This window comes from Jingyaoa shaoxingensis (assembly GCF_014385005.1).
Taxonomy (GTDB): domain Bacteria; phylum Bacillota; class Clostridia; order Lachnospirales; family Lachnospiraceae; genus Marvinbryantia; species Marvinbryantia shaoxingensis.
On sequence record NZ_JACRSZ010000007.1, the window covers coordinates 123,301 to 143,500 of the forward strand.

General features: G+C 43.1%; 20 protein-coding genes. 18 read left to right on the top strand and 2 right to left on the bottom strand.

Annotation, left to right across the window (positions count from 1 at the left end):
• The first annotated feature begins 84 nt into the window (after positions 1-84).
• From H8716_RS08470 to H8716_RS08515, 10 genes are all read left to right on the top strand, one after another.
• Positions 85-678 (top strand): V-type ATP synthase subunit E, encoded by a 594-nt coding sequence (locus H8716_RS08470; protein WP_249308138.1) that lies wholly within the window; start codon positions 85-87, stop codon positions 676-678.
• Between the two features lie 25 nt (positions 679-703).
• The gene (locus tag H8716_RS08475) at positions 704-1,675 is read left to right on the top strand and encodes a V0D/AC39 family V-type ATPase subunit (protein WP_249308139.1); all 972 of its coding nucleotides are present in this window, start codon (positions 704-706) and stop codon (positions 1,673-1,675) included.
• Positions 1,668-1,991 (top strand): V-type ATP synthase subunit F, encoded by a 324-nt coding sequence (locus H8716_RS08480; RefSeq protein WP_249308140.1) that lies wholly within the window; start codon positions 1,668-1,670, stop codon positions 1,989-1,991. The genes H8716_RS08475 and H8716_RS08480 overlap by 8 nt, the downstream gene beginning before the upstream one ends.
• 23 nt (positions 1,992-2,014) lie before the next feature.
• Positions 2,015-3,784 carry a V-type ATP synthase subunit A gene (locus H8716_RS08485; protein WP_249308141.1) on the top strand — a complete coding sequence of 590 codons (1,770 nt, stop codon included), beginning with the start codon at positions 2,015-2,017 and terminating at the stop codon, positions 3,782-3,784.
• Position 3,785: 1 nt separating this feature from the next.
• Complete coding sequence (locus H8716_RS08490; protein WP_249308142.1) at positions 3,786-5,159, top strand: V-type ATP synthase subunit B; 1,374 nt, start codon at positions 3,786-3,788, stop codon at positions 5,157-5,159.
• A gap of 37 nt (positions 5,160-5,196) precedes the next feature.
• Positions 5,197-5,880 carry a V-type ATP synthase subunit D gene (locus H8716_RS08495; RefSeq protein ID WP_117447913.1) on the top strand — a complete coding sequence of 228 codons (684 nt, stop codon included), beginning with the start codon at positions 5,197-5,199 and terminating at the stop codon, positions 5,878-5,880.
• Between the two features lie 151 nt (positions 5,881-6,031).
• Complete coding sequence (locus H8716_RS08500; protein ID WP_249308143.1) at positions 6,032-7,219, top strand: LCP family protein; 1,188 nt, start codon at positions 6,032-6,034, stop codon at positions 7,217-7,219.
• Between the two features lie 72 nt (positions 7,220-7,291).
• On the top strand, positions 7,292-8,644 hold the full coding sequence (locus H8716_RS08505) for an LCP family protein (protein ID WP_249308144.1): 1,353 nt from the start codon (positions 7,292-7,294) through the stop codon (positions 8,642-8,644).
• Between the two features lie 199 nt (positions 8,645-8,843).
• Entirely contained in the window at positions 8,844-9,365 is a 522-nt protein-coding gene (locus H8716_RS08510) for a hypothetical protein (protein WP_249308145.1), read from the top strand.
• A 12-nt stretch (positions 9,366-9,377) separates the two neighbouring features.
• On the top strand, positions 9,378-9,575 hold the full coding sequence (locus H8716_RS08515) for a helix-turn-helix transcriptional regulator (RefSeq protein ID WP_249308146.1): 198 nt from the start codon (positions 9,378-9,380) through the stop codon (positions 9,573-9,575).
• Between the two features lie 95 nt (positions 9,576-9,670).
• Here the strand turns inward: H8716_RS08515 and H8716_RS08520 are convergent, their stop codons facing one another.
• Both H8716_RS08520 and H8716_RS08525 read right to left on the bottom strand, forming a co-directional pair.
• Positions 9,671-11,005, bottom strand: a complete 1,335-nt coding sequence (locus H8716_RS08520) for a M56 family metallopeptidase (RefSeq protein WP_330606529.1) — start codon at positions 11,003-11,005, stop codon at positions 9,671-9,673.
• Between the two features lie 31 nt (positions 11,006-11,036).
• The gene (locus H8716_RS08525) at positions 11,037-11,441 is read right to left on the bottom strand and encodes a BlaI/MecI/CopY family transcriptional regulator (RefSeq protein WP_249308147.1); all 405 of its coding nucleotides are present in this window, start codon (positions 11,439-11,441) and stop codon (positions 11,037-11,039) included.
• A 179-nt stretch (positions 11,442-11,620) separates the two neighbouring features.
• On the opposite strand from H8716_RS08525, the gene H8716_RS08530 reads away from it, so the two are divergent.
• The 8 genes from H8716_RS08530 (at position 11,621) to nifJ (ending at position 20,110) form a co-directional block, all read left to right on the top strand.
• Positions 11,621-12,064 carry a hypothetical protein gene (locus tag H8716_RS08530; protein ID WP_249308148.1) on the top strand — a complete coding sequence of 148 codons (444 nt, stop codon included), beginning with the start codon at positions 11,621-11,623 and terminating at the stop codon, positions 12,062-12,064.
• A 27-nt stretch (positions 12,065-12,091) separates the two neighbouring features.
• The gene (locus H8716_RS08535) at positions 12,092-12,631 is read left to right on the top strand and encodes a hypothetical protein (RefSeq protein ID WP_249308149.1); all 540 of its coding nucleotides are present in this window, start codon (positions 12,092-12,094) and stop codon (positions 12,629-12,631) included.
• Positions 12,632-12,666: 35 nt separating this feature from the next.
• Positions 12,667-13,317: a hypothetical protein gene (locus H8716_RS08540; protein WP_249308150.1), complete on the top strand. Its 651-nt coding sequence runs from the start codon at positions 12,667-12,669 to the stop codon at positions 13,315-13,317.
• Positions 13,318-13,414: 97 nt separating this feature from the next.
• Positions 13,415-14,335: a homoserine O-succinyltransferase gene (locus H8716_RS08545; RefSeq protein WP_249308151.1), complete on the top strand. Its 921-nt coding sequence runs from the start codon at positions 13,415-13,417 to the stop codon at positions 14,333-14,335.
• A 170-nt stretch (positions 14,336-14,505) separates the two neighbouring features.
• Positions 14,506-14,931, top strand: coding sequence for a hypothetical protein (locus H8716_RS08550; protein WP_249308152.1), 426 nt, complete (start codon positions 14,506-14,508; stop codon positions 14,929-14,931).
• A gap of 286 nt (positions 14,932-15,217) precedes the next feature.
• On the top strand, positions 15,218-15,733 hold the full coding sequence (locus tag H8716_RS08555) for a GNAT family N-acetyltransferase (RefSeq protein WP_249308153.1): 516 nt from the start codon (positions 15,218-15,220) through the stop codon (positions 15,731-15,733).
• Complete coding sequence (locus tag H8716_RS08560) at positions 15,727-15,897, top strand: chorismate--pyruvate lyase (RefSeq protein ID WP_117447908.1); 171 nt, start codon at positions 15,727-15,729, stop codon at positions 15,895-15,897. Before H8716_RS08555 ends, H8716_RS08560 begins: the two co-directional genes overlap by 7 nt.
• Before the next feature lie 676 nt (positions 15,898-16,573).
• Positions 16,574-20,110 carry a pyruvate:ferredoxin (flavodoxin) oxidoreductase gene (nifJ, locus tag H8716_RS08565; protein ID WP_249308154.1) on the top strand — a complete coding sequence of 1,179 codons (3,537 nt, stop codon included), beginning with the start codon at positions 16,574-16,576 and terminating at the stop codon, positions 20,108-20,110.
• Positions 20,111-20,200: the final 90 nt, after the last annotated feature.

Genomic DNA, 20,200 nt, shown 5'->3' on the forward strand with positions numbered 1-20,200 from the left:
TCCGAGAGCTGCTTGCAGACAGGACATAGAGTGTGCGTTCGGAACGCACAAAATCAGAAAATAGAGAGAAGGAGAGCACAAGGAATGACTGGATTAGAAAAAATGATGAACCAGATTCTGGAAGAAGCAAATGCCTCCGCTAATAGTAAGAGAGCCGAAGCCGCAGCAGAAGCTGACCGCATTAAGGCGGCAGCCGAAGCAGAAGCAGAAGAAAAAGCTGCAGAGATTGCGCAGAAATCAGCCACAGATCTTGCAGGATATCAGGAAAGAGTAAAATCCTCCGCGGATCTGAAACGCAGAACAGCACTTCTGGCTGCGAAACAGGAACTGATTACTGAGACCATTCAGAAAGCATACGAAGCATTCTGTGCCAAGGATGACGCAGAGTATTTCGAGACACTGAAAAAGATGGTGGAAAAATTTGCCGCTCCTCAAAAAGGAGAGATTGCACTGAATGCACAGGATCTTGCGAAATTACCTGCAGGATTTGAGAAAGAAGTAAATGCGCTGGCTCAGAAAAAGGGCGGCGAACTGGTTCTTTCCAAGGCTCCTGCATCAGTAGAAAAAGGCTTCATCCTATCCTATGGCGGAATTGAAGAAAACTGCTCATTCAAAGCTATGTTTGATGCAAAGAAAGATGAATGCCAGGATCTTGTACAGAAAATATTATTTTCATAATCGTAACCAGTAAAGGAGGACTTACATGTCAGATATAGATTTTACCTTTGCGGTTGCGAGAATACGATCACTGGAAAATTCACTGCTGAATGCCACAGCCATTGAACAGCTGATTGCCTGCCCGACAGAAGAAAACTGTCTGCAGCTTCTGGCTGAAAAAGGCTGGGGAGACAGTGATACCCCTCTGGAAGCAGATGCGATGCTGAACCGTGAGACAGAGAAGACATGGAACACCATGCGGGAGATGGGCATTGATATGTCAGTATTTGATGTACTGTCCTATCCGAATGAATTCCATAATCTGAAGGCCGCCATCCGCGAGACCTGCCGGAAGGGAAAACATCCCGGTATTTATTATGAAGACTGTGAGCCATCAGGTGAGGAGATTGAAAAAATCATAGCAGAAAAAGATTTTTCCAAACTTCCTGAGTACATGGCAGCAGCGGCACAGGAAGCTTATGAGACTCTGATGCATACCAGGGACGGACAGCTGTGTGATGTCATTATCGACAAAGCCACACTGGAAGCCATCTATGCAGCAGGAAAGAAAGCAAAAGCAGGTATCCTGAAAAGCTATGCAGAAGATACCGTTGCAGTTGCTGATATCAAGATTGCTGTGCGTTCACAGAAGACCGCAAAGTCATTAGAATTTATGAAAAAGGCTATGGTGGAATGCGACAGCCTGAACATTGATTTGCTGGCAAGAGCTGCGCTGAACAGCGTGGACGCCATCTGCGAATATCTGTCAGGTACCGCATATGCAGGCGGCGCAGAAGCTCTGGCGGAATCACCATCCGCATTTGAGCGCTGGTGCGACAATAAGATCATCCAGACCATCAAGCCACAGAAATATAACCCATTTTCCGTAGAACCGCTGGTTGCCTATGTGCTGGCAAGGGAAAATGAGATCAAAACGGTAAGAATCATATTATCCGCAAAGGCCAACAACCTGCCGGAAGATTCCATCCGGGAAAGGGTAAGGGAAATGTATGTATAAAATTGCAGTTATGGGTGATTACGACAGCATCTACGGTTTTGCGGCTGTAGGGCTGGACACATATCCGTTATCCGATGAAAAAGAAGCAGAAAAGCAGCTGCATCAGCTTGTGCTGGCGCAATACGCAGTGATCTATATTACCGAAGAGTGGGCGGCAAAGATCCCTCACGCTATTGATAAATATAAAGATCAGATCCTGCCGGCCATTATCCAGATTCCGGGCGTATCAGGCAATACTGGCAAGGGCGTGGAAAATGTCAAGAAGTTTGTAGAGACAGCTGTAGGATCCGATATTCTGTTTTCAAACAATAAGTAATCTTCAGAAAGGTGATTTGTCCAATGAGTAAAGGAACGATTAAAAAAGTGGCAGGCCCACTGGTTATCGCTGAAGGCATGAGAGATGCGAACATGTTCGACGTGGTACGTGTCAGCAACCAGCGACTGATCGGTGAAATCATCGAAATGCACGGTGACGAGGCTTCCATTCAGGTATACGAAGAAACATCAGGACTGAAGCCGGGAGAACCGGTAGAATCTACAGAAGAACCACTTTCCGTAGAACTGGGACCTGGTCTGATTGCCAGCATCTATGATGGTATTCAGAGACCTCTGGATGACATCATGAAAGTAACAGGCGGCAACAACCTGATCCGTGGTGTAGAAGTACCTGCATTAAAGCGTGACAAGAAATGGAATTTTGTTCCGACAGCCAAAGTCGGAGATGAAGTATCCGGTGGTGATGTACTGGGTACCGTAAAGGAGACCATCATCGTAGAACAGAAGATCATGGTTCCTCCTACTATGAAAGGTAAAGTAAAAGAAATCAAAGCAGGCGAATTTACAGTAGATGAAGTTATCTGCGTATTAGAGACTGCAGACGGCGACAAAGAACTGACCATGATGCAGAAATGGCCGGTACGTAAGGGTCGTCCTTATAAGAAAAAACTGCATCCGAAGATGCCTCTGGTAACAGGACAGCGTGTCGTTGACTGTATGTTCCCGATTGCCAAAGGTGGTGTGGCAGCAGTACCTGGACCATTCGGAAGTGGTAAAACAGTTATCCAGCATCAGCTGGCAAAATGGGCAGAAGCAGATATCGTAGTTTACATCGGATGTGGCGAACGTGGAAATGAGATGACCGACGTTCTGAATGAGTTCCCGGAACTGAAAGACCCGAAGACTGGGGAATCTCTGATGGAAAGAACTGTGCTGATCGCCAACACCTCCGATATGCCGGTTGCTGCACGAGAAGCATCTATTTATACAGGTATTACCATTGCAGAATACTTCCGTGATATGGGTTACTCCGTAGCACTGATGGCAGACTCCACATCCCGTTGGGCTGAGGCTCTTCGAGAAATGTCAGGACGTCTGGAAGAAATGCCTGGTGAAGAAGGTTACCCGGCTTACCTGGGAAGCCGTCTGGCTCAGTTCTATGAAAGAGCCGGCCATGTCATTACCCTTGGAAGCGAAGGCAGAGAAGGTGCATTAAGTGCCATCGGTGCCGTGTCTCCTCCTGGTGGAGATATTTCCGAACCGGTATCTCAGGCAACCCTGCGTATCGTAAAGGTATTCTGGGGACTGGATTCCGCACTGGCTTACAAACGTCATTTCCCGGCTATCAACTGGCTGACCAGCTACTCTCTGTATCTGGATGACATGGGACCATGGTTCAACGAGCATGTTGCTCCGGATTGGATGAGTCTTCGTCAGGATATGATGAGCCTTCTGCAGGATGAAGCAGAATTAGATGAAATCGTAAAAATGGTAGGTATGGATGCGCTGTCACCGACAGATCGTCTGAAGATGGAGGCAGCAAGATCTATCCGTGAGGACTTCCTGCATCAGAACTCCTTCCATGAAGTAGATACCTATACATCTCTGAACAAACAGCATAATATGATGAAACTGGTTATGGCTTTCTACAATGAGAGTCTGGAGGCACTGAATGGCGGTGCATCCATCAATGATATCCTGAAAATGGATGTTCGTGAAAGAATCGGTCGTTACAAATATACGCTGGAAGCAGATGTAGATACAGAATACGACAAGATCTACAAGGAACTGGCAGTAGAGATTGCGAACATTCTTGGAAAGGAGGACCAGTAAAATGCCAAAAGAGTATAGAACCATACAGGAAGTAGCAGGTCCTTTGATGCTGGTACAGGGTGTAGAAGATGTAGCATACGATGAACTGGGTGAGATCGAGCTTGCCAATGGAGAAACCAGACGTTGTAAAGTTCTGGAGATCAACGGCAGTGATGCACTGGTTCAGTTATACGAAAGTTCAACAGGTATTAACTTATCAAACAGTAAAGTACGTTTCCTGGGACGAAGCATGGAACTGGGTGTATCCGGTGATATGCTGGGACGTGTATTTGACGGTGTAGGTCGCCCGATCGATGACGGTCCGGAGATCCTTCCGGAAGAACGCCGTGATATCAATGGTCTGGCTATGAACCCGGCAGCCAGAAGCTATCCTCAGGAATTTATCCAGACCGGTATTTCAGCTATCGATGGTCTGAACACACTGGTTCGTGGACAGAAGCTGCCAATCTTCTCTGCATCCGGTCTTCCGCATGCACAGCTGGCAGCACAGATTGCAAGACAGGCAAAGGTTCGTGGAAAAGATGAACAGTTCGCCGTTGTATTTGCAGCTATGGGTATTACCTTCGAAGAGTCCAACTTCTTCGTAGAGAGCTTTAAAGAAACAGGCGCCATCGACCGTACCGTTATGTTTGTCAACCTGGCAAACGACCCGGCGGTAGAACGTATCGCAACACCGCGTATGGCACTGACAGCAGCAGAATTCCTTGCTTTCGAAAAAGGCATGCACGTACTGGTTATCCTGACGGATATTACCAATTACGCAGATGCACTTCGTGAAGTATCTGCCGCACGTAAGGAAGTTCCTGGACGTCGTGGATATCCTGGATATATGTACACTGACCTCGCAACACTGTATGAAAGAGCAGGACGTCAGGTAGGTAAGGACGGAAGTATCACCATGATCCCGATCCTGACCATGCCGGAAGATGATAAGACTCATCCGATCCCTGACCTTACCGGATACATCACAGAAGGACAGGTTATCTTAAGCCGTGATCTTTACAGAAGAGGTGTTACACCTCCAATCGATGTACTGCCGTCTCTGTCCCGTCTGAAAGATAAAGGTATTGGAGAAGGAAAGACACGTGCTGACCATGCCAATACCATGAACCAGCTGTTTGCAGCTTACTCCCGTGGTAAAGATGCAAAAGAACTGATGGTTATCCTTGGTGAAGCTGCCCTTTCAGACATCGACCTGATTTATGCAAAATTTGCAGATGCATTTGAAAAAGAATATGTATCTCAGGGTTACGATACCAACCGTGATATCGAAGAGACTCTGGAGATTGGATGGAAGCTGCTCTCCATTCTTCCAAGAAGCGAACTGAAACGTATCGATGACAAGTTCCTCGATATGTACTATGGAAAACAGTAAATCGCAGTAAAAAACTTGGAAGGAAGGTGAATGCAAAGTGGCATCTACACAGGTGAATCCTACCCGTATGGAGCTGACCCGCCAGAAGAATAAGCTGAAAACAGCGGTTCGCGGCCACAAGCTCCTAAAGGATAAGCGAGACGAGCTGATGAGACAGTTCCTGGATCTCGTTCGCGAGAACATGGAACTGCGTCTGAAGGTAGAAGCTGGTATCCGTTCTGCAAACACCAACTTTGTCATTGCAAAAGCAGGAATGTCCGAACCGACATTAAAGACTGCTCTGATGACACCGAAACAGGAAGTTTATCTGGAAGTTGACAAGAAAAATGTTATGAGCGTGGATATTCCGGTTCTGGAATACAAAACCAGAACTGCGGATGCCAACGACATCTATTCTTATGGTTTTGCCTTTACTTCCAGTGACCTGGATGGTGCAGTAAAATCTCTGGCAGATGTACTGCCGGATATGCTGAAGCTTGCAGAGAGCGAGAAAGCATGCCAGCTGATGTCAGCGGAGATCGAAAAGACCAGGAGACGTGTAAACGCGCTGGAGCATGTTATTATCCCGGAAGCGCAGGAAAATATCAAGTATATTTCCATGAAGCTGGGTGAAAATGAACGTTCTTCTCAGATCCGACTGATGAAAGTAAAAGATATGATGCTGGAAGAAACCCATCATTACAAAGAAAAAGCTCACGAAAGAGCAATGGAGAATTCCTAAAAAAGAGAACGAAAAGAGACAGTTCCTGTGCAAAGTGCAGAAACTGTCTTTTTTTGGTATTTTGGATACTTGTATTTGTGAAGATTTCAAGCTATAATACATCAGAAAAGCAGGAAAAAGCGAGAAAAATAGAGAGATACGAGGGATGAGAATGATGAAGAAAAAAGGACATCTGGCACTGAAGATCCTGCTCGTTCTGGTGTTGATCTGTGCGGTGGCAGCAGGAGCCGGTTACTGGTTATTTAAGACACAGTTTTACGATCAGACGAACTATGTGGAAAAAGGTACCTATGGAACCAGTGGTTTTTATGCAGAAGATATGATTTCGGCAGGACAGCTGGCAGGTCAGACAGCAAGAAAGGTCAAGGATGGGGAGGCAGTCGAAGAGGTTTCAGAGACTACATCAGAAGCTGTACTTTCTTCCGAAGATGAGGAAAAACTGATTGCAGAGCAGCAGGAAGCACTTTTGAATACTGCAGATCAGATGTTCAGTACCAAGAATACCTATAACATTCTTCTGCTTGGTGTAGACAGAAGAGATGAATCCTGGAACGGTAATTCTGATGTGGTGATGCTGGTGACAGTGAATATGGACAAACAGAAGATCTATATGACATCATTTCTGAGGGACTTATATGTGAATATTCCTGAGATTGGTGTGCGAAAGTTAAATGCGGCCTGCGCCAACGGCGGACCGGAACTGGCAGAGGAGACTTTGAAGGAAAATTATCAGGTTCAGATCGATAATTATGCTATGGTAGATTTTAATGCCATGATTGATGTGATTGATGCACTGGGCGGCATAGAGCTGGAGATTGATGAAGATGAGCGTGTGACAGCCAATGACTACATTACCTGTATGTGCCAGGATAATGAAGTGGACCCGGAACCATACTATATTAAAGAAGCCGGACTGGTACATCTGAGTGGTTATCAGGCAGTGGGATATGCAAGAAATCGTTATACCGGAAAAGGCAGTGATTTTGGAAGAACCCAGAGACAGCGAAATGTCATGACTGCGATCCTGAAAAAGGTACAGAGCGGAAGTTATGATTCTCTGACGGATGTAGTGAAGAGTATTATGCCGTATATCACTCACGATATTACAGAGATGGAGATGATCGGAATTCTTCTGAAGCTGAATACCTGGATTGGATATGATACCGTGGAACAGCACATTCCTTATAATGACGAATACTACACAGACAATGAGATTCTGATTCCGAATGACATGTCGGATACGATTACGAAGCTGAATGGTCTACTTTATGGAGATCTGGAGATCAGTGAGACTGAAGGACAGAGTGAAACAGAGACAGGCAGCGAAGCAGAAGCGTAAGGCAATGATTCCGGTACAATACAGAGTGTTCCGGAATCATTTTTAGAAAGAATATGGTTTGTGAGGTCTGAAATGAAAAAAAAGAACGGAAAAGGGAACAAGAGAAAAATTGCAGGTATCATATGTCTGGTACTGGTTGTACTGTTTGCCGGAACACTGGTTTCTGCGTACAGTATATTCAAAGTAAGATTCTATGATAGATCTAATTATGTAAAACGTGGTACCTATATGGCATCCAGGCTTACAGAACGAAAAGGTGTCGAGGGCGAGAAGAACCGCAGTGAAGCAGCAACGCAGGCAGTATCAGCTAAAACAGATGTATCTGAAGCCACAGCCACAGACAAGAATAGCATATCAGTAAATTCAGCCACAAAAAATGCGGATGTAGATTCGGCAGAAAAAACAGATATTTTTGATACAGCAACGCTGACAATACATCAGCGCCATCAGGTAGAGACAGGAATACCCGAGACAGAATCCGAAAGGAAAACACTGGCGGCAAGATCCGGCAGTACGGTGCAGAAAACGACAGAGAGCGAAAAAAGCAACATGCTGGTGAAGATGGCTCAGCAGTTTTTTTCTAAGAAGGATACCTACAATATTCTGCTTCTTGGTGTAGACAGAAGAGACGAGTCCTGGGAAGGCAATTCTGATGTGATTCTTCTGGTGACAGTGAACAAAGAAAAGAAGACCGTATATCTTACATCTTTTCTGCGTGATCTCTACGCGGATATTCCGGGGGTGGGAGTGCGCAAGCTGAATGCAGCCTGTGCCAATGGCGGACCGGAACTGACGGTACAGACTCTGGAAGATAATTATCAGGTTGAGATTGATAACTACGCTATGGTAGACTTTAATGCCATGATTGATGTGGTGGATGCCCTGGGCGGTGTGGATCTGGAGATCGACGAAGATGAGCGGGTAACAGCCAATGATTACATTACCTGTATGTGTGAAGACAATGGAGATGACCCGGAGGATTATTATATTGAAAAGGCCGGACTGGTACATCTGAATGGTTATCAGGCTGTTGGTTATGCACGTAACCGTTATACCGGAAAGGGCAGTGATTTCGGACGTACCCAGCGCCAGAGGAATGTACTGACAGCCATAGCAGAAAAAGCACAGGATGGGGATTATGCATCGTTGTCAGATACCATGGAAGATGTAATGCCTTATATAACCCATGATATTACAGAAATGCAGATGATTGGTCTGATGATGCAGCTTGGAAGCTGGCTGGATTATGATATTCAGCAGCAGCACATTCCGTATGACGGAGAATATACTTCACAGGATGAGATACTGGTACCGACTGATATGAATGCAACTGTGGAAAAACTCACATCCATTCTCTATGGAGACGGAGAGATTGAGACCGAAACCGAGTCAGAATCCGAGACAGAGACCGAAGCAGTACAGTAAAAAACAGACAAAAACAAACCAATCAAAGCTTCTTTTAGAAAGGCAAGACGCCGGACTGAAGGAAGCTTTTTTGAACTTTTTTGTGTCTTAAAAATCATTCTTATTGACGTAAAAATAGAACTTTATGTAATATATACTTGACAAAATGCTATTGCAAGAATAGAATGAGAATATCAAAGGAAAGAATAGGAGGAATTTGATGATGAACGAACATTCGATTGGGTTTGCAGCAGGTTTTATATTGGCAGTAATCGCAGTGATAGCGATCAAACGTATCATGTACGGTAAGTCAGACAGAAAGCCAGAGTATGACGAAATGCAGAGAGCAGCGCAGGGAATGGCTTATAAATATGGATTTTTTACAGCAATTATAACAGGAGTAGTATGTGCCATATTGGATATACTGGATATTCATCTATTTGCAGACGGAGCCACACCAATGTTTCTGATATTATTCTTAAGTGCAGGAGCATTCGCAGGATACAGCATCTGGAAGGAAGCATATTTTGGATTACATGCCAATACAGGGCGGTATATCCGGTTCTTATTTGTGGTGACGGTCATCAACCTGATTTCGGCAGTTCAGAGCTTCAGAAACGGAACGATGCTTACGAATGGGAAGCTGAATTATACCTGCGTGAATCTGTGGTGTGCCATACTGCTGGCTGTTATGTTGGTGATTATGCTGATTAAGAAAAATCAGAAGCAGGAAGAAGAATAGGACGGTGCATAGATGAAGAACCTGAGAATGAAAGCTGCCAGGGCAGCAAAAGACATGTCCCAGCAGGAACTGGCAGATGCGGTCAATGTTTCCAGACAGACCATCAATGCCATAGAAAAGGGAGATTACAATCCCACCATCAAGCTATGCCGTGCCATATGCCGGACACTGGATAAGACACTGGATGACCTGTTCTGGGAAGAGGAGTAGAGGGCAGGACTGTTAAAAAATGATAAGGCAGTGATTTCCTGAAATCATGGAAATCACTGCCGTTTTTCTATTTGTTTCTTTTATTTTCTTTGATATTACTTATGTGGACAAGGATTATCTGTATGGGAACTCATTTTAACAAGATTCTTTTTGTACTGACATTTGGTACAGACTTGTGCACGCCAGGTAGTGACAATACATCCCTTTCCTTGTTTTTGATGTCTTTTAAAAGTACTCATTTTAAACGTGTGCTGGCAAGTTTTATAAGGAGTGGCAGAAGAATCGTTTGTGACAGGAAGGATTGTGCCGTCTTCCAGAATAAAATATTCATCGCAGTTTAGAAAAGCATGTTCATCTTCTGGAAGATCATCCCATGGAGAACAAGAATTATCATAATATATGGCAAACCAGTCCGTGTCTTGCAGGGAATCCGGTGTTTCATCTGAACCACGCCAATCTATGGTGGAAGGGGAATATGCGCAGACCGGTACCGAGGCTGTGAAACATATACAGGTAAGCAAAAACAAAACAAAAGATTTTTTTCTCTGAACAGGAGATATGATCTTCCGAATGCGTTTTTTTAAAGCAGATTTGCCGGTTTTAGAAAAATATATGACAGGTGCGATATCAGAGCCAGATCGTGAGGCTATATCAATAAGAATGTTACCATATGCTTTTTTCTCGGCAGGTGTAAAATTGACAGTCAGTTTTTCGTCACAGTTCATTTCCTGGACCTCCTTTAATTCTTTGAAAAACAAATAAATAATTGGGTTGAAACAGTGGAGCAGAACAGCCAGCAGAGCAATGACCCGATATAGAAAATCGTGATTCTTGATATGCTGTAACTCATGGTGCAGAATCATATCTGCGGAGGCATCATCTACAAGTGATGTGAGAATAATCAGGGGATGAAACAGACCGCAGGTAAAGGGTGACAGATTGGTATCGCTCCGTAATATTCTTACATCAGAAGAGATATGCATTGTATTTTTTAAAGAATACAAAGAATCAAGATAACATTCATCTGGTGTCATATTGTTGGATATATTCTTTCGAAAAATCAGAAAACTGATGATCTGTGAGAGGATAATGACAGTCAGGATTGCAATCCATCCGATTAAAAGAATGCGATAGAATAAACTGATATACGGCAGAAGCAAACCAGAGTCTGTCAGATTCACAGAATGGGCAACATCCAAAAAAACAACCGATTCTGAATAACTGGAATATGGCTGTGCAAAATACGATACCGCTACGTATTTCAGAAGAGGAAACGGTATCAGAAAAAAAGCCAGACAGATTTTTAGAATCAGGTACCGAAGATGTGCGCTGATCTGTTCATGTGTCAGAAAAACAGCAAGCAGATAGACCAGAAATGCCAGTGTACCGGATGCACTCATGGTGAGAAGGAGTGTCAGTATCATCTTCATAGAGATAACCTCTTTTCATAAAATTGGGGATTCAGGAATGTTCATCAGAAGGATCGGACAGACTGTCATCCAGTATCTGTTTCAGTTCTGCAACATCATCTTTCGTCAGCTTTGTTCCACCGGTAAGGGATGCAAGCAGATTCTTGATAGAGCCGCCGAAGGATTCATCAACTACCTGTTTCGCATATTTTTGGGACAGATCCTGTTCGGAGAGTCTGGCTTTATAGGACTTGCGGTAACGTTTGCCATCAGTTTCCAGAACACCTTTCATAATCAGACGGCCAAGATAAGTCTGTGCAGTAGTAGCCGCCCAGTTCAGATGAAGTTCATCATTACAATAGCTGAGAATTTCATGAAACTGAAGAGCGGTATTCTTTTCCCAGAAAAGCTTCATAAGCTGATATTCCGCCTCAGATAAACCATAGTATGGATACATAGTAAAACCTCATTTCGTAAATATAATATAGTCTGTTAAATTGATCATACATGAAAAGAACGGGATAGTCAATAAAAAACTAAGAATTCTAATAATTTGTAGAATATGTATTGACAGAAGATAAAAACAGTGATATTTTCAAATTACGACATGCATGTAGAAAAAGGCGGAAAAGAAAAATGAAAAGAATGGTAACAATTGTATTAAGTGTATTGACAATTATGACAAGTGCGACTCCTGTGGGGGCAGCAGAATTTGCAACAAAGACAACGGAAAGAATATCAACAGAGATCACCCAAAATCTGGAAATTGGACAAGATTGTAACATCAATGGTGAAAAAGCAGGAAAGATTACAAAAATTTATCAAGATGGAACATTTGAGGTAAAGGAGATAAAAGAGACATACGCTGCAAAAAAACACACACATCGTGTTAAAGGAACACATACAGAGTCAACTATAAAAAAAGTAAATACTAAAGATGTGTGTTGTAAGTTATCTGTAACAATTTATGGAACTTGTACAATATGCGGTGATAAAGTGATTGTATCGGTAAAAGATACGCCACAACCGCATAAATATAATTCATTAGGCAAATGTATGAATTGTGGGAGAAGAAAATAGATAATAAGATAATAAGAGGATCAGAAAATGTGTTCAATGAAAATAAAGACTTTAGTATTTGCATCTGCTTTTTTGTTTATGACAACATCTCAAAATGGAGTTTATGCAGAGAACAGATCAGATGATAATGCAGGTATTTACAAGGAAGCAGAGGTGCTTAGGAACAAAGAAGGTGATATCATAGGTATTGATGTAACAGATGAACCGGATATGACAGATTATGATACCGTTGATTTTGACATGTTGATAGAACATCCTTTATGGAAAGAATATGAGAAGTTTGATCTTACATATAATAAAGAAAAAAAACAAATCTTTTTCGCAGGGATGTTAGTGGATTCAATAGCGGATCAGTATTCTGACGAAACCATATTATATTATGACAGAGACGAATTCTTTCGTAATATGCTGAGTGATAAGAACAGTGAAGATCTGGAATCATTAGAAGAATCTGATGAGAGTGAAACTGTAACAGAGGACAATGAGGGAGTGCAGGAAGTTTCACTGGTTGCTCAACGAGATCAGGAATATAAGTTGCAGTATTTTACATTTATCAGAAATAATTAAAAAAGGCAGATGCTTGAAAATCCGGAGGAAAACATATGGAAAAGAGATCATCAGGGAATAAGATAAGAATAATACTACTGATGATTTTATGTGCAACAGTTGTATCTGTTCTGATCATAAGATGGGGAGAGATGCCGCGATATAAAGGAGATCTCACCGTTGAACAGGCAACGGCGAATTTTAATGATTATAACCGGTACTATAAAAAATATCCGAACATAGAACTTTTGTCAGATGGCACATTTCAGAAAAAAAACGGTTATAAGAAGAAGGCGGGTACTGAAGACGATTATGTATTTCAGGATGACAGTAGCTGGCCTGAGATTCATTGGATAACAGAAGGAAACATGGTAACCGGCGCTGAGGTGCATATACAGAACGAAGCAGAGCCGGGGGCAGAGTGTCCTGCGTATTCCGATGTACTATATCTGGTGACAAAAGCACTGGCTGAAAAAGACGCAGGCTGGATACGGGAAAAGGAATATCAGGCACTGTTAAAGGAATTCAAAACAAAAAACTCAGGATATGAGTACCGTTCCTTTAAACATGAATGGAGTTCAGGAGAAGCAGAATGCATCCGTAAGGTAGAAAATGGATCTTACAATACCTGGCACGATGCAGTAATCGGAAGTGCAGAGACAGGAAAGATGACTCTGGATGTGACATATTCCATTCATCTGAAATAATGGACTTGAGCTGTTTGGCAGAGGTTGCAAAAAGTCTGAAATAATGTTACAACTATATACATGTGATATTTTACAGAGGACAGGAGGAACACCGATTATGCCAATACGTATCCCGGATGCACTTCCGGCTCATGATATATTAGAGTCAGAAAATATATTTGTTATGACAGAGTACCGTGCCATGCATCAGAATATCAGACCGTTGAATCTGCTGATTCTGAATCTGATGCCGACCAAGATTGTGACAGAGACACAGCTTCTTCGTATGCTGTCTAATACTCCGCTGCAGATTCAGGTAGAATTCCTGCAGACAGCAAGTTATAGATCCACCCACACAGATGCCAATCATCTGAAGCAGTTTTACCATACCTTTGACCAGATCAAGGATCGCCGTTATGATGGTATGATCATTACAGGAGCACCGCTGGACTATGTGCCGTGTGAAGAGACTCTTTACTGGGATGAGGTCTGCAAGATCATGGAATGGACCAAGACTCATGTACATTGCACCTTCCATCTTTGCTGGGGAGCTTATGCAGGTCTTTACTATCATTATGGAATCGAGAAGCTGGATATGCCAAAGAAACTGTTTGGTATCTATTCTCATGAGATTCGCAAAGAGACATCCCCGTTGTTCCGTGGATTCAATGACCATTTCCTGGCACCACATTCCAGAGCGACAGATGTACGTCTTTCTGATGTAGAAGCCATTCCGAATCTGGAAGTGATGGCAGTGACAGAGACAGGCAGCCTTGCCATTGCCAAAACCACAGACAGCCGTCAGTTCTTCGTAACCTGCCATGCAGAGTACGACAGAGAAACGTTGGCACTGGAATATGAGCGTGACATGAAGAAGGGACTGACCAGTGTGGATCTGCCGGTCAACTATTATCCGGATGATGATCCGACCAAGATCCCATCCATGACATGGAGAGCAACCGGTCAGCTTCTGTATTCCAACTGGCTGAACTTCTATGTATACCAGAGCACACCATATGATCTGAAAGAAATTAAATAAAATACAGATGTACGAAAGAAAAAGCTGGATTTCACAGATGTGGAGTCTGGCTTTTTGCGCATAAATATCTCCTTATGTACATATAATAATAATAAAAACGTACGTTATGTACAATGTTGACATAGTGTGCAGAATGTGATATTCTGGAGGTGGAAAAGGAGATGATAGATATGCTGGCAACAAGTGCAACTGAAGTACGAAAAGAGTGGAGCAGTGTTCTTGACAGTGTAGTGCGTGACAAACCCCAGTTTATTAAAAGAACACGAGATAAAATGTGGCTGTCCAATTTGGATATTATGAATGATATATTGGAAGCTTACAAGTTTACGGCAGATAAATATATAGAAGATGATGGAACTGTGACATTGTCTCTGAATGAGATAGATTTGATTGAAAATGCAGATACAGAAGCAAATGCAAGAATGGCACTTGCTAATGCAATTATGGAATACGCAGAAGAATATTATAATAATTTTTCTTATTACAATACTGCGCCGAACAGGAAAAAGCATGTTCCGTATATCTTTAAGGCTTTAATCATGGATGATATTGCAAAGATTGGAGAGAGTATTGAATGCCGCGATGGAAAGAACTAAAGCGATTTTGTGAAAAAGATGGCTGGGAATTATACAAAGATACGGATCATTATTTCTATCGAAAAAGGATGGATGATGGACAAGTAAAAATGACAAAAGTATCAAAGGGATCAGGCAAAATACATACAAGAATGTGGCAACAGATATTAAAAAAACAGTTACAGGTTACACAGGAATATTTTAACAAGTTCATATAGAGAAAAACTCCCAAAATCCATTGCGATGCGGGAGTTTTTTGTATATACTGAATCACAGAAAATGAAGGAAGAGAGGCAGGAAGCCGATTATGAATGAAGAAACAAGAATCCGCCATGCCAGACCGGAGGAACTGGCAGAGATCATGGAGATCTATGGTGCTGCCAGGGCTTTCATGGCGGCAAATGGCAATGCAGAGCAATGGAGTGACGGATACCCTCAGAAGGAAGTGCTTCAGGAGGATCTGAAGAAAGAACGTCTGTATGTATACGAAGAAGATGGGGAGATCGGGGCAGCATTTGTATTTTTTATTGGAGAAGAACCGGATTATGAAACATCTGTCAGTGGAGCATGGACAAGTCCAAAGCCATATGGAGTCCTGCACCGGATCGCAGTTGTAAAATATGGAAAAGGAATTGCTTCCAAGTGTTTACAGTGGTGCTATGAACAATGTCATTGTATGCGTGGAGACACCGGACAGAAAAACAGAAGCATGCAGCGTCTGTTTGAGAAAAATGGATTTACCCAGTGTGCCATGATTCATCCATGGTATGGAGAAATGCTGGGATATGAGAAATATGAAAAGAAGGAGAGTACAACATGTTAACCTGTGATTACATTGTGGAAATGATTGACGGAGATTATGCTCATTTGAGAAGAGTAGACGAAGAAAACGGAGAATTAAAACTGGTTGCAAGAGCACTGCTTCCGGCTGAGATTATGGAAGGCAGCAGACTGCATTATGAAATGCTGGAGTATACTCTTGTGTAAAAAAATATGTGGGCATGTGGATGATGTGGGTGATGCAAAGTAATGGCACCAGCCGGATTGTTTCGTGCGTTGCACTCTCACAATCCGGACGGATATTCGGATATCGTGGGAATACTTCCCACTTTTATCCTCATATCCTTGCGAGTCATGAATCCAAGCTGTTACATGCATGCAAGCATGCGTAACAGTTTGGATTATGACTCTGGTGCCATAAAAAGGTGGCGGTCAGTTATCTGACCGCCGGAGAGAGAAATTATGAATGTATGTAAACTTCCAGGTTTATGATAAAGTTAAAAACAAAGGGATCATAAAACCTCAGGTATTTGTCCTGCTATGGAAGATCATTTTTAGTCGGAGCCGTCACAACACATGCTAGCTTTGTACCGCAACGGCTTCATTTGATGTTTTCAGTATAAAAAAAAGTTGTGTCTAAAGTTTGTTTGAATTCGAAAATAAATCTTAACAAAAAAGAAAAGAATTGGAAAAAGCTGTATCGAAAAAGATACATATTTTCCTGATCGTCAAATAGACAAAACACGAAAAATGTGCTAATATAAACCCATATGAGGAATTTTAGGAATTGCTCTCCAAAGATAGGACCTGAAGTTCCGCACATATGATACTCATATGGTAAAATGATCCCAACCGGATCAATAAAATAAGGAGGAACAAACCAATGGCAAGAAAAATGAAAACCATGGATGGTAACCATGCAGCAGCTCATGCTTCTTATGCATACAGCGATGTAGCGGCTATCTTCCCTATCACACCTTCATCCGTTATGGCAGAAGCCACAGATGAATGGGCAACCCAAGGTAGAAAGAACATTTTCGGACAGGAAGTTCAGGTTACAGAAATGCAGTCTGAAGCAGGTGCAGCAGGTGCTGTACACGGATCTCTGTCAGCAGGTGCCCTGACAACTACTTATACAGCTTCACAGGGTCTGCTTCTTATGATCCCTAACCTTTACAAGATCGCTGGTGAACAGCTTCCGGGTGTATTCAACGTATCCGCTCGTGCACTTGCAAGCCACGCACTTTCTATCTTCGGAGATCACTCCGACGTATATGCCTGTCGTCAGACTGGTGCAGCTATGCTGTGCGAATCTTCCGTACAGGAAGTTATGGACTTAACACCGGTTGCACACTGTGCAGCAATCAAAGGACGTATTCCATTCATCAACTTCTTCGATGGATTCCGTACATCTCACGAGATCCAGAAGATCGAGACATGGGATTACGAAGATCTGAAAGATATGGTAGATATGGATGCAGTTGAAGCATTCAGAAACCATGCTCTGAATCCAAATCATCCATGCCAGAGAGGTTCAGCTCAGAACCCGGATATCTTCTTCCAGGCAAGAGAAGCATGTAACCCATACTACGATGCAATGCCTGCAATCGTACAGGAATACATGGACAAAGTAAACGCTAAGATCGGAACAAACTACAAGCTGTTCAACTACTACGGAGCTGAAGATGCTGAGAACGTCATCATCGCTATGGGTTCTGTATGTGATACTATCGAAGAGACAATTGACTACTTAATGACTAAGGGAGAAAAAGTCGGTGTTGTTAAAGTTCGTCTTTACAGACCATTCTCTGCAGAAGCACTGGTAGCAGCTATCCCTGAGACAGTAAAACGTATCTCTGTTCTTGACAGAACAAAAGAGCCAGGTGCTATGGGCGAACCTCTGTACCTTGATGTTGTTGCAGCTCTGAAAGGAACAAAATTCGAATCTACTCCAGTATTTACAGGACGTTACGGACTTGGTTCCAAAGATACAACACCGGCTCAGATCGTAGCTGTATACGAAAACACAACAAAAGAAAAATTCACAATCGGTATCAACGATGATGTTACAAATCTGTCTCTGGAACTGGGTGCTCCACTGGTTACTACACCAGAAGGAACTATCAACTGCAAGTTCTGGGGTCTGGGAGCTGACGGTACTGTAGGTGCTAACAAGAACTCCATCAAGATCATCGGTGATAACACAGATATGTACGCTCAGGCTTACTTTGATTATGATTCAAAGAAATCCGGTGGTGTTACAATGTCTCACCTGCGTTTCGGTAAGACACCAATCAAATCCACATACCTGATTCACCGTGCAAACTTTGTGGCTTGCCACAATCCATCTTATGTACGTAAGTACAACATGGTACAGGAGCTGGTTGACGGTGGTACATTCCTTCTGAACTGCCCATGGGATATGGAAGGTATCGAACATCATCTGCCAGGACAGGTTAAGAGCTACATCGCTAACCACAACATTAAGTTCTACGTAATCGATGGTATCAAGATCGGTAAAGAAATCGGACTTGGACAGCGTATCAACACTGTACTTCAGTCTGCATTCTTCAAACTGGCTAACATCATTCCGGAAGAACAGGCAATTGACCTTATGAAAGCTGCTGCAAAAGCAACATACGGACGTAAGGGTGACGCTATCGTTCAGATGAACTACGATGCAATCGATGCCGGTGCAAAACAGGTTGTTGAAATCCAGGTTCCAGAAAGCTGGAAAGACGCAGCAGAAGAAGACATCATTGCAAAAGCAGCTACAGAAGGAAAGAAAGAAGTTCTTGACTTCGTTAACAATATCCAGCATGCAGTAAGTGCTCAGGAAGGTAACAGCCTGCCAGTATCTGCATTCAAGGATTATGTAGATGGTTCTACACCATCCGGTACAGCCGCATACGAAAAACGTGGTATCGCAGTAGATATCCCAGTATGGAATCAGGAAAATTGTATCCAGTGTAACAGATGTGCATATGTCTGCCCACACGCAGTTATCCGTCCGGTAGCTATGACAGAAGCAGAAGTTGCTGCAGCTCCAGAAGGAATGAAGACACTTCCAATGACTGGTATGGCTGATTACAAGTTCGCTATCGTTACATCCGCACTTGACTGTACAGGATGTGGCTCCTGTGTAAATGTCTGCCCAGGTAAGAAAGGCAACAAAGCCCTTACAATGGCTAACATGGAAGCAAACGAAGGAGAACAGAAATACTTCGATTACGCTGTAACTCTTCCAGTCAAAGAAGATGTTGTTGCTAAATTCAAAGAAAATACAGTAAAAGGTTCTCAGTTCAAACAGCCACTGCTTGAGTTCTCAGGTGCTTGTGCTGGTTGTGGTGAAACACCTTATGCAAAACTGATCACACAGCTGTTCGGTGACAGAATGTATGTTGCTAACGCAACAGGATGCTCCTCTATCTGGGGTAACTCTTCACCATCTACACCTTACACTGTAAACGCTAAGGGACAGGGTCCTGCATGGTCCAACTCTCTGTTCGAAGACAATGCTGAGTTCGGTTACGGTATGTTACTTGCTCAGAAAGCACTTCGTGACGGTCTGAAGACTAAAGTAGAAGCTCTGATCGCTGATACAGACAAAGAAGACATTAAGGCTGCCGGTCAGGAATGGCTGGATACATTCGCAGTTGGTGCTACCAACGGTGCTGCTACAGATAAGCTGATTGCTGCTCTGGAAGCTTGCGGATGTGAAAAAGCTCAGGATATCCTGAAGAGCAAAGACTTCCTTGCTAAGAAATCCCAGTGGATCTTCGGTGGTGACGGATGGGCATACGATATCGGATTCGGTGGAGTTGACCACGTACTGGCAAGCGGACAGGATATCAACGTAATGGTATTCGATACAGAAGTTTACTCTAATACAGGTGGACAGGCTTCCAAGTCTACACAGCCAGGTGCTATCGCACAGTTCGCTGCTGCAGGTAAAGAAGTAAAGAAGAAAGATATGGCTTCCATCGCTATGTCTTACGGATATGTATATGTAGCTCAGATCGCTATGGGTGCTGATTACAACCAGTGCGTAAAAGCAATTGCAGAAGCTGAAGCTTATCCGGGACCATCACTGATTATTGCATACGCTCCATGTATCAACCATGGTATCAAGAAAGGTATGAGCAAAGCTCAGACAGAAGAAGAACTTGCAGTTAAGACAGGTTACTGGCATCTGTTCCGCTTCAACCCAGAAGCAGAGAACAAGTTCAGCCTGGATTCCAAGGCTCCTGATTACACAGGATATGATGAATTCCTGAACGGAGAAGTTCGTTACAATTCTCTGAAACGTGCTAATCCAGACAGAGCTGCAAAACTCTTCGCTAAGAACCAGAAGTGCAACGAAGAAAGATATGAATATCTGAACAAACTGATTGCACTTCACGGAGCAAAAGCAGAGTAATTAAGCATAAAAGCTATATAAGACGGGCATCACCATTATGGTGGTGCCTGTTTTGTCGTCTGTGGCGTTGACACTGCTTCAGGAAATATT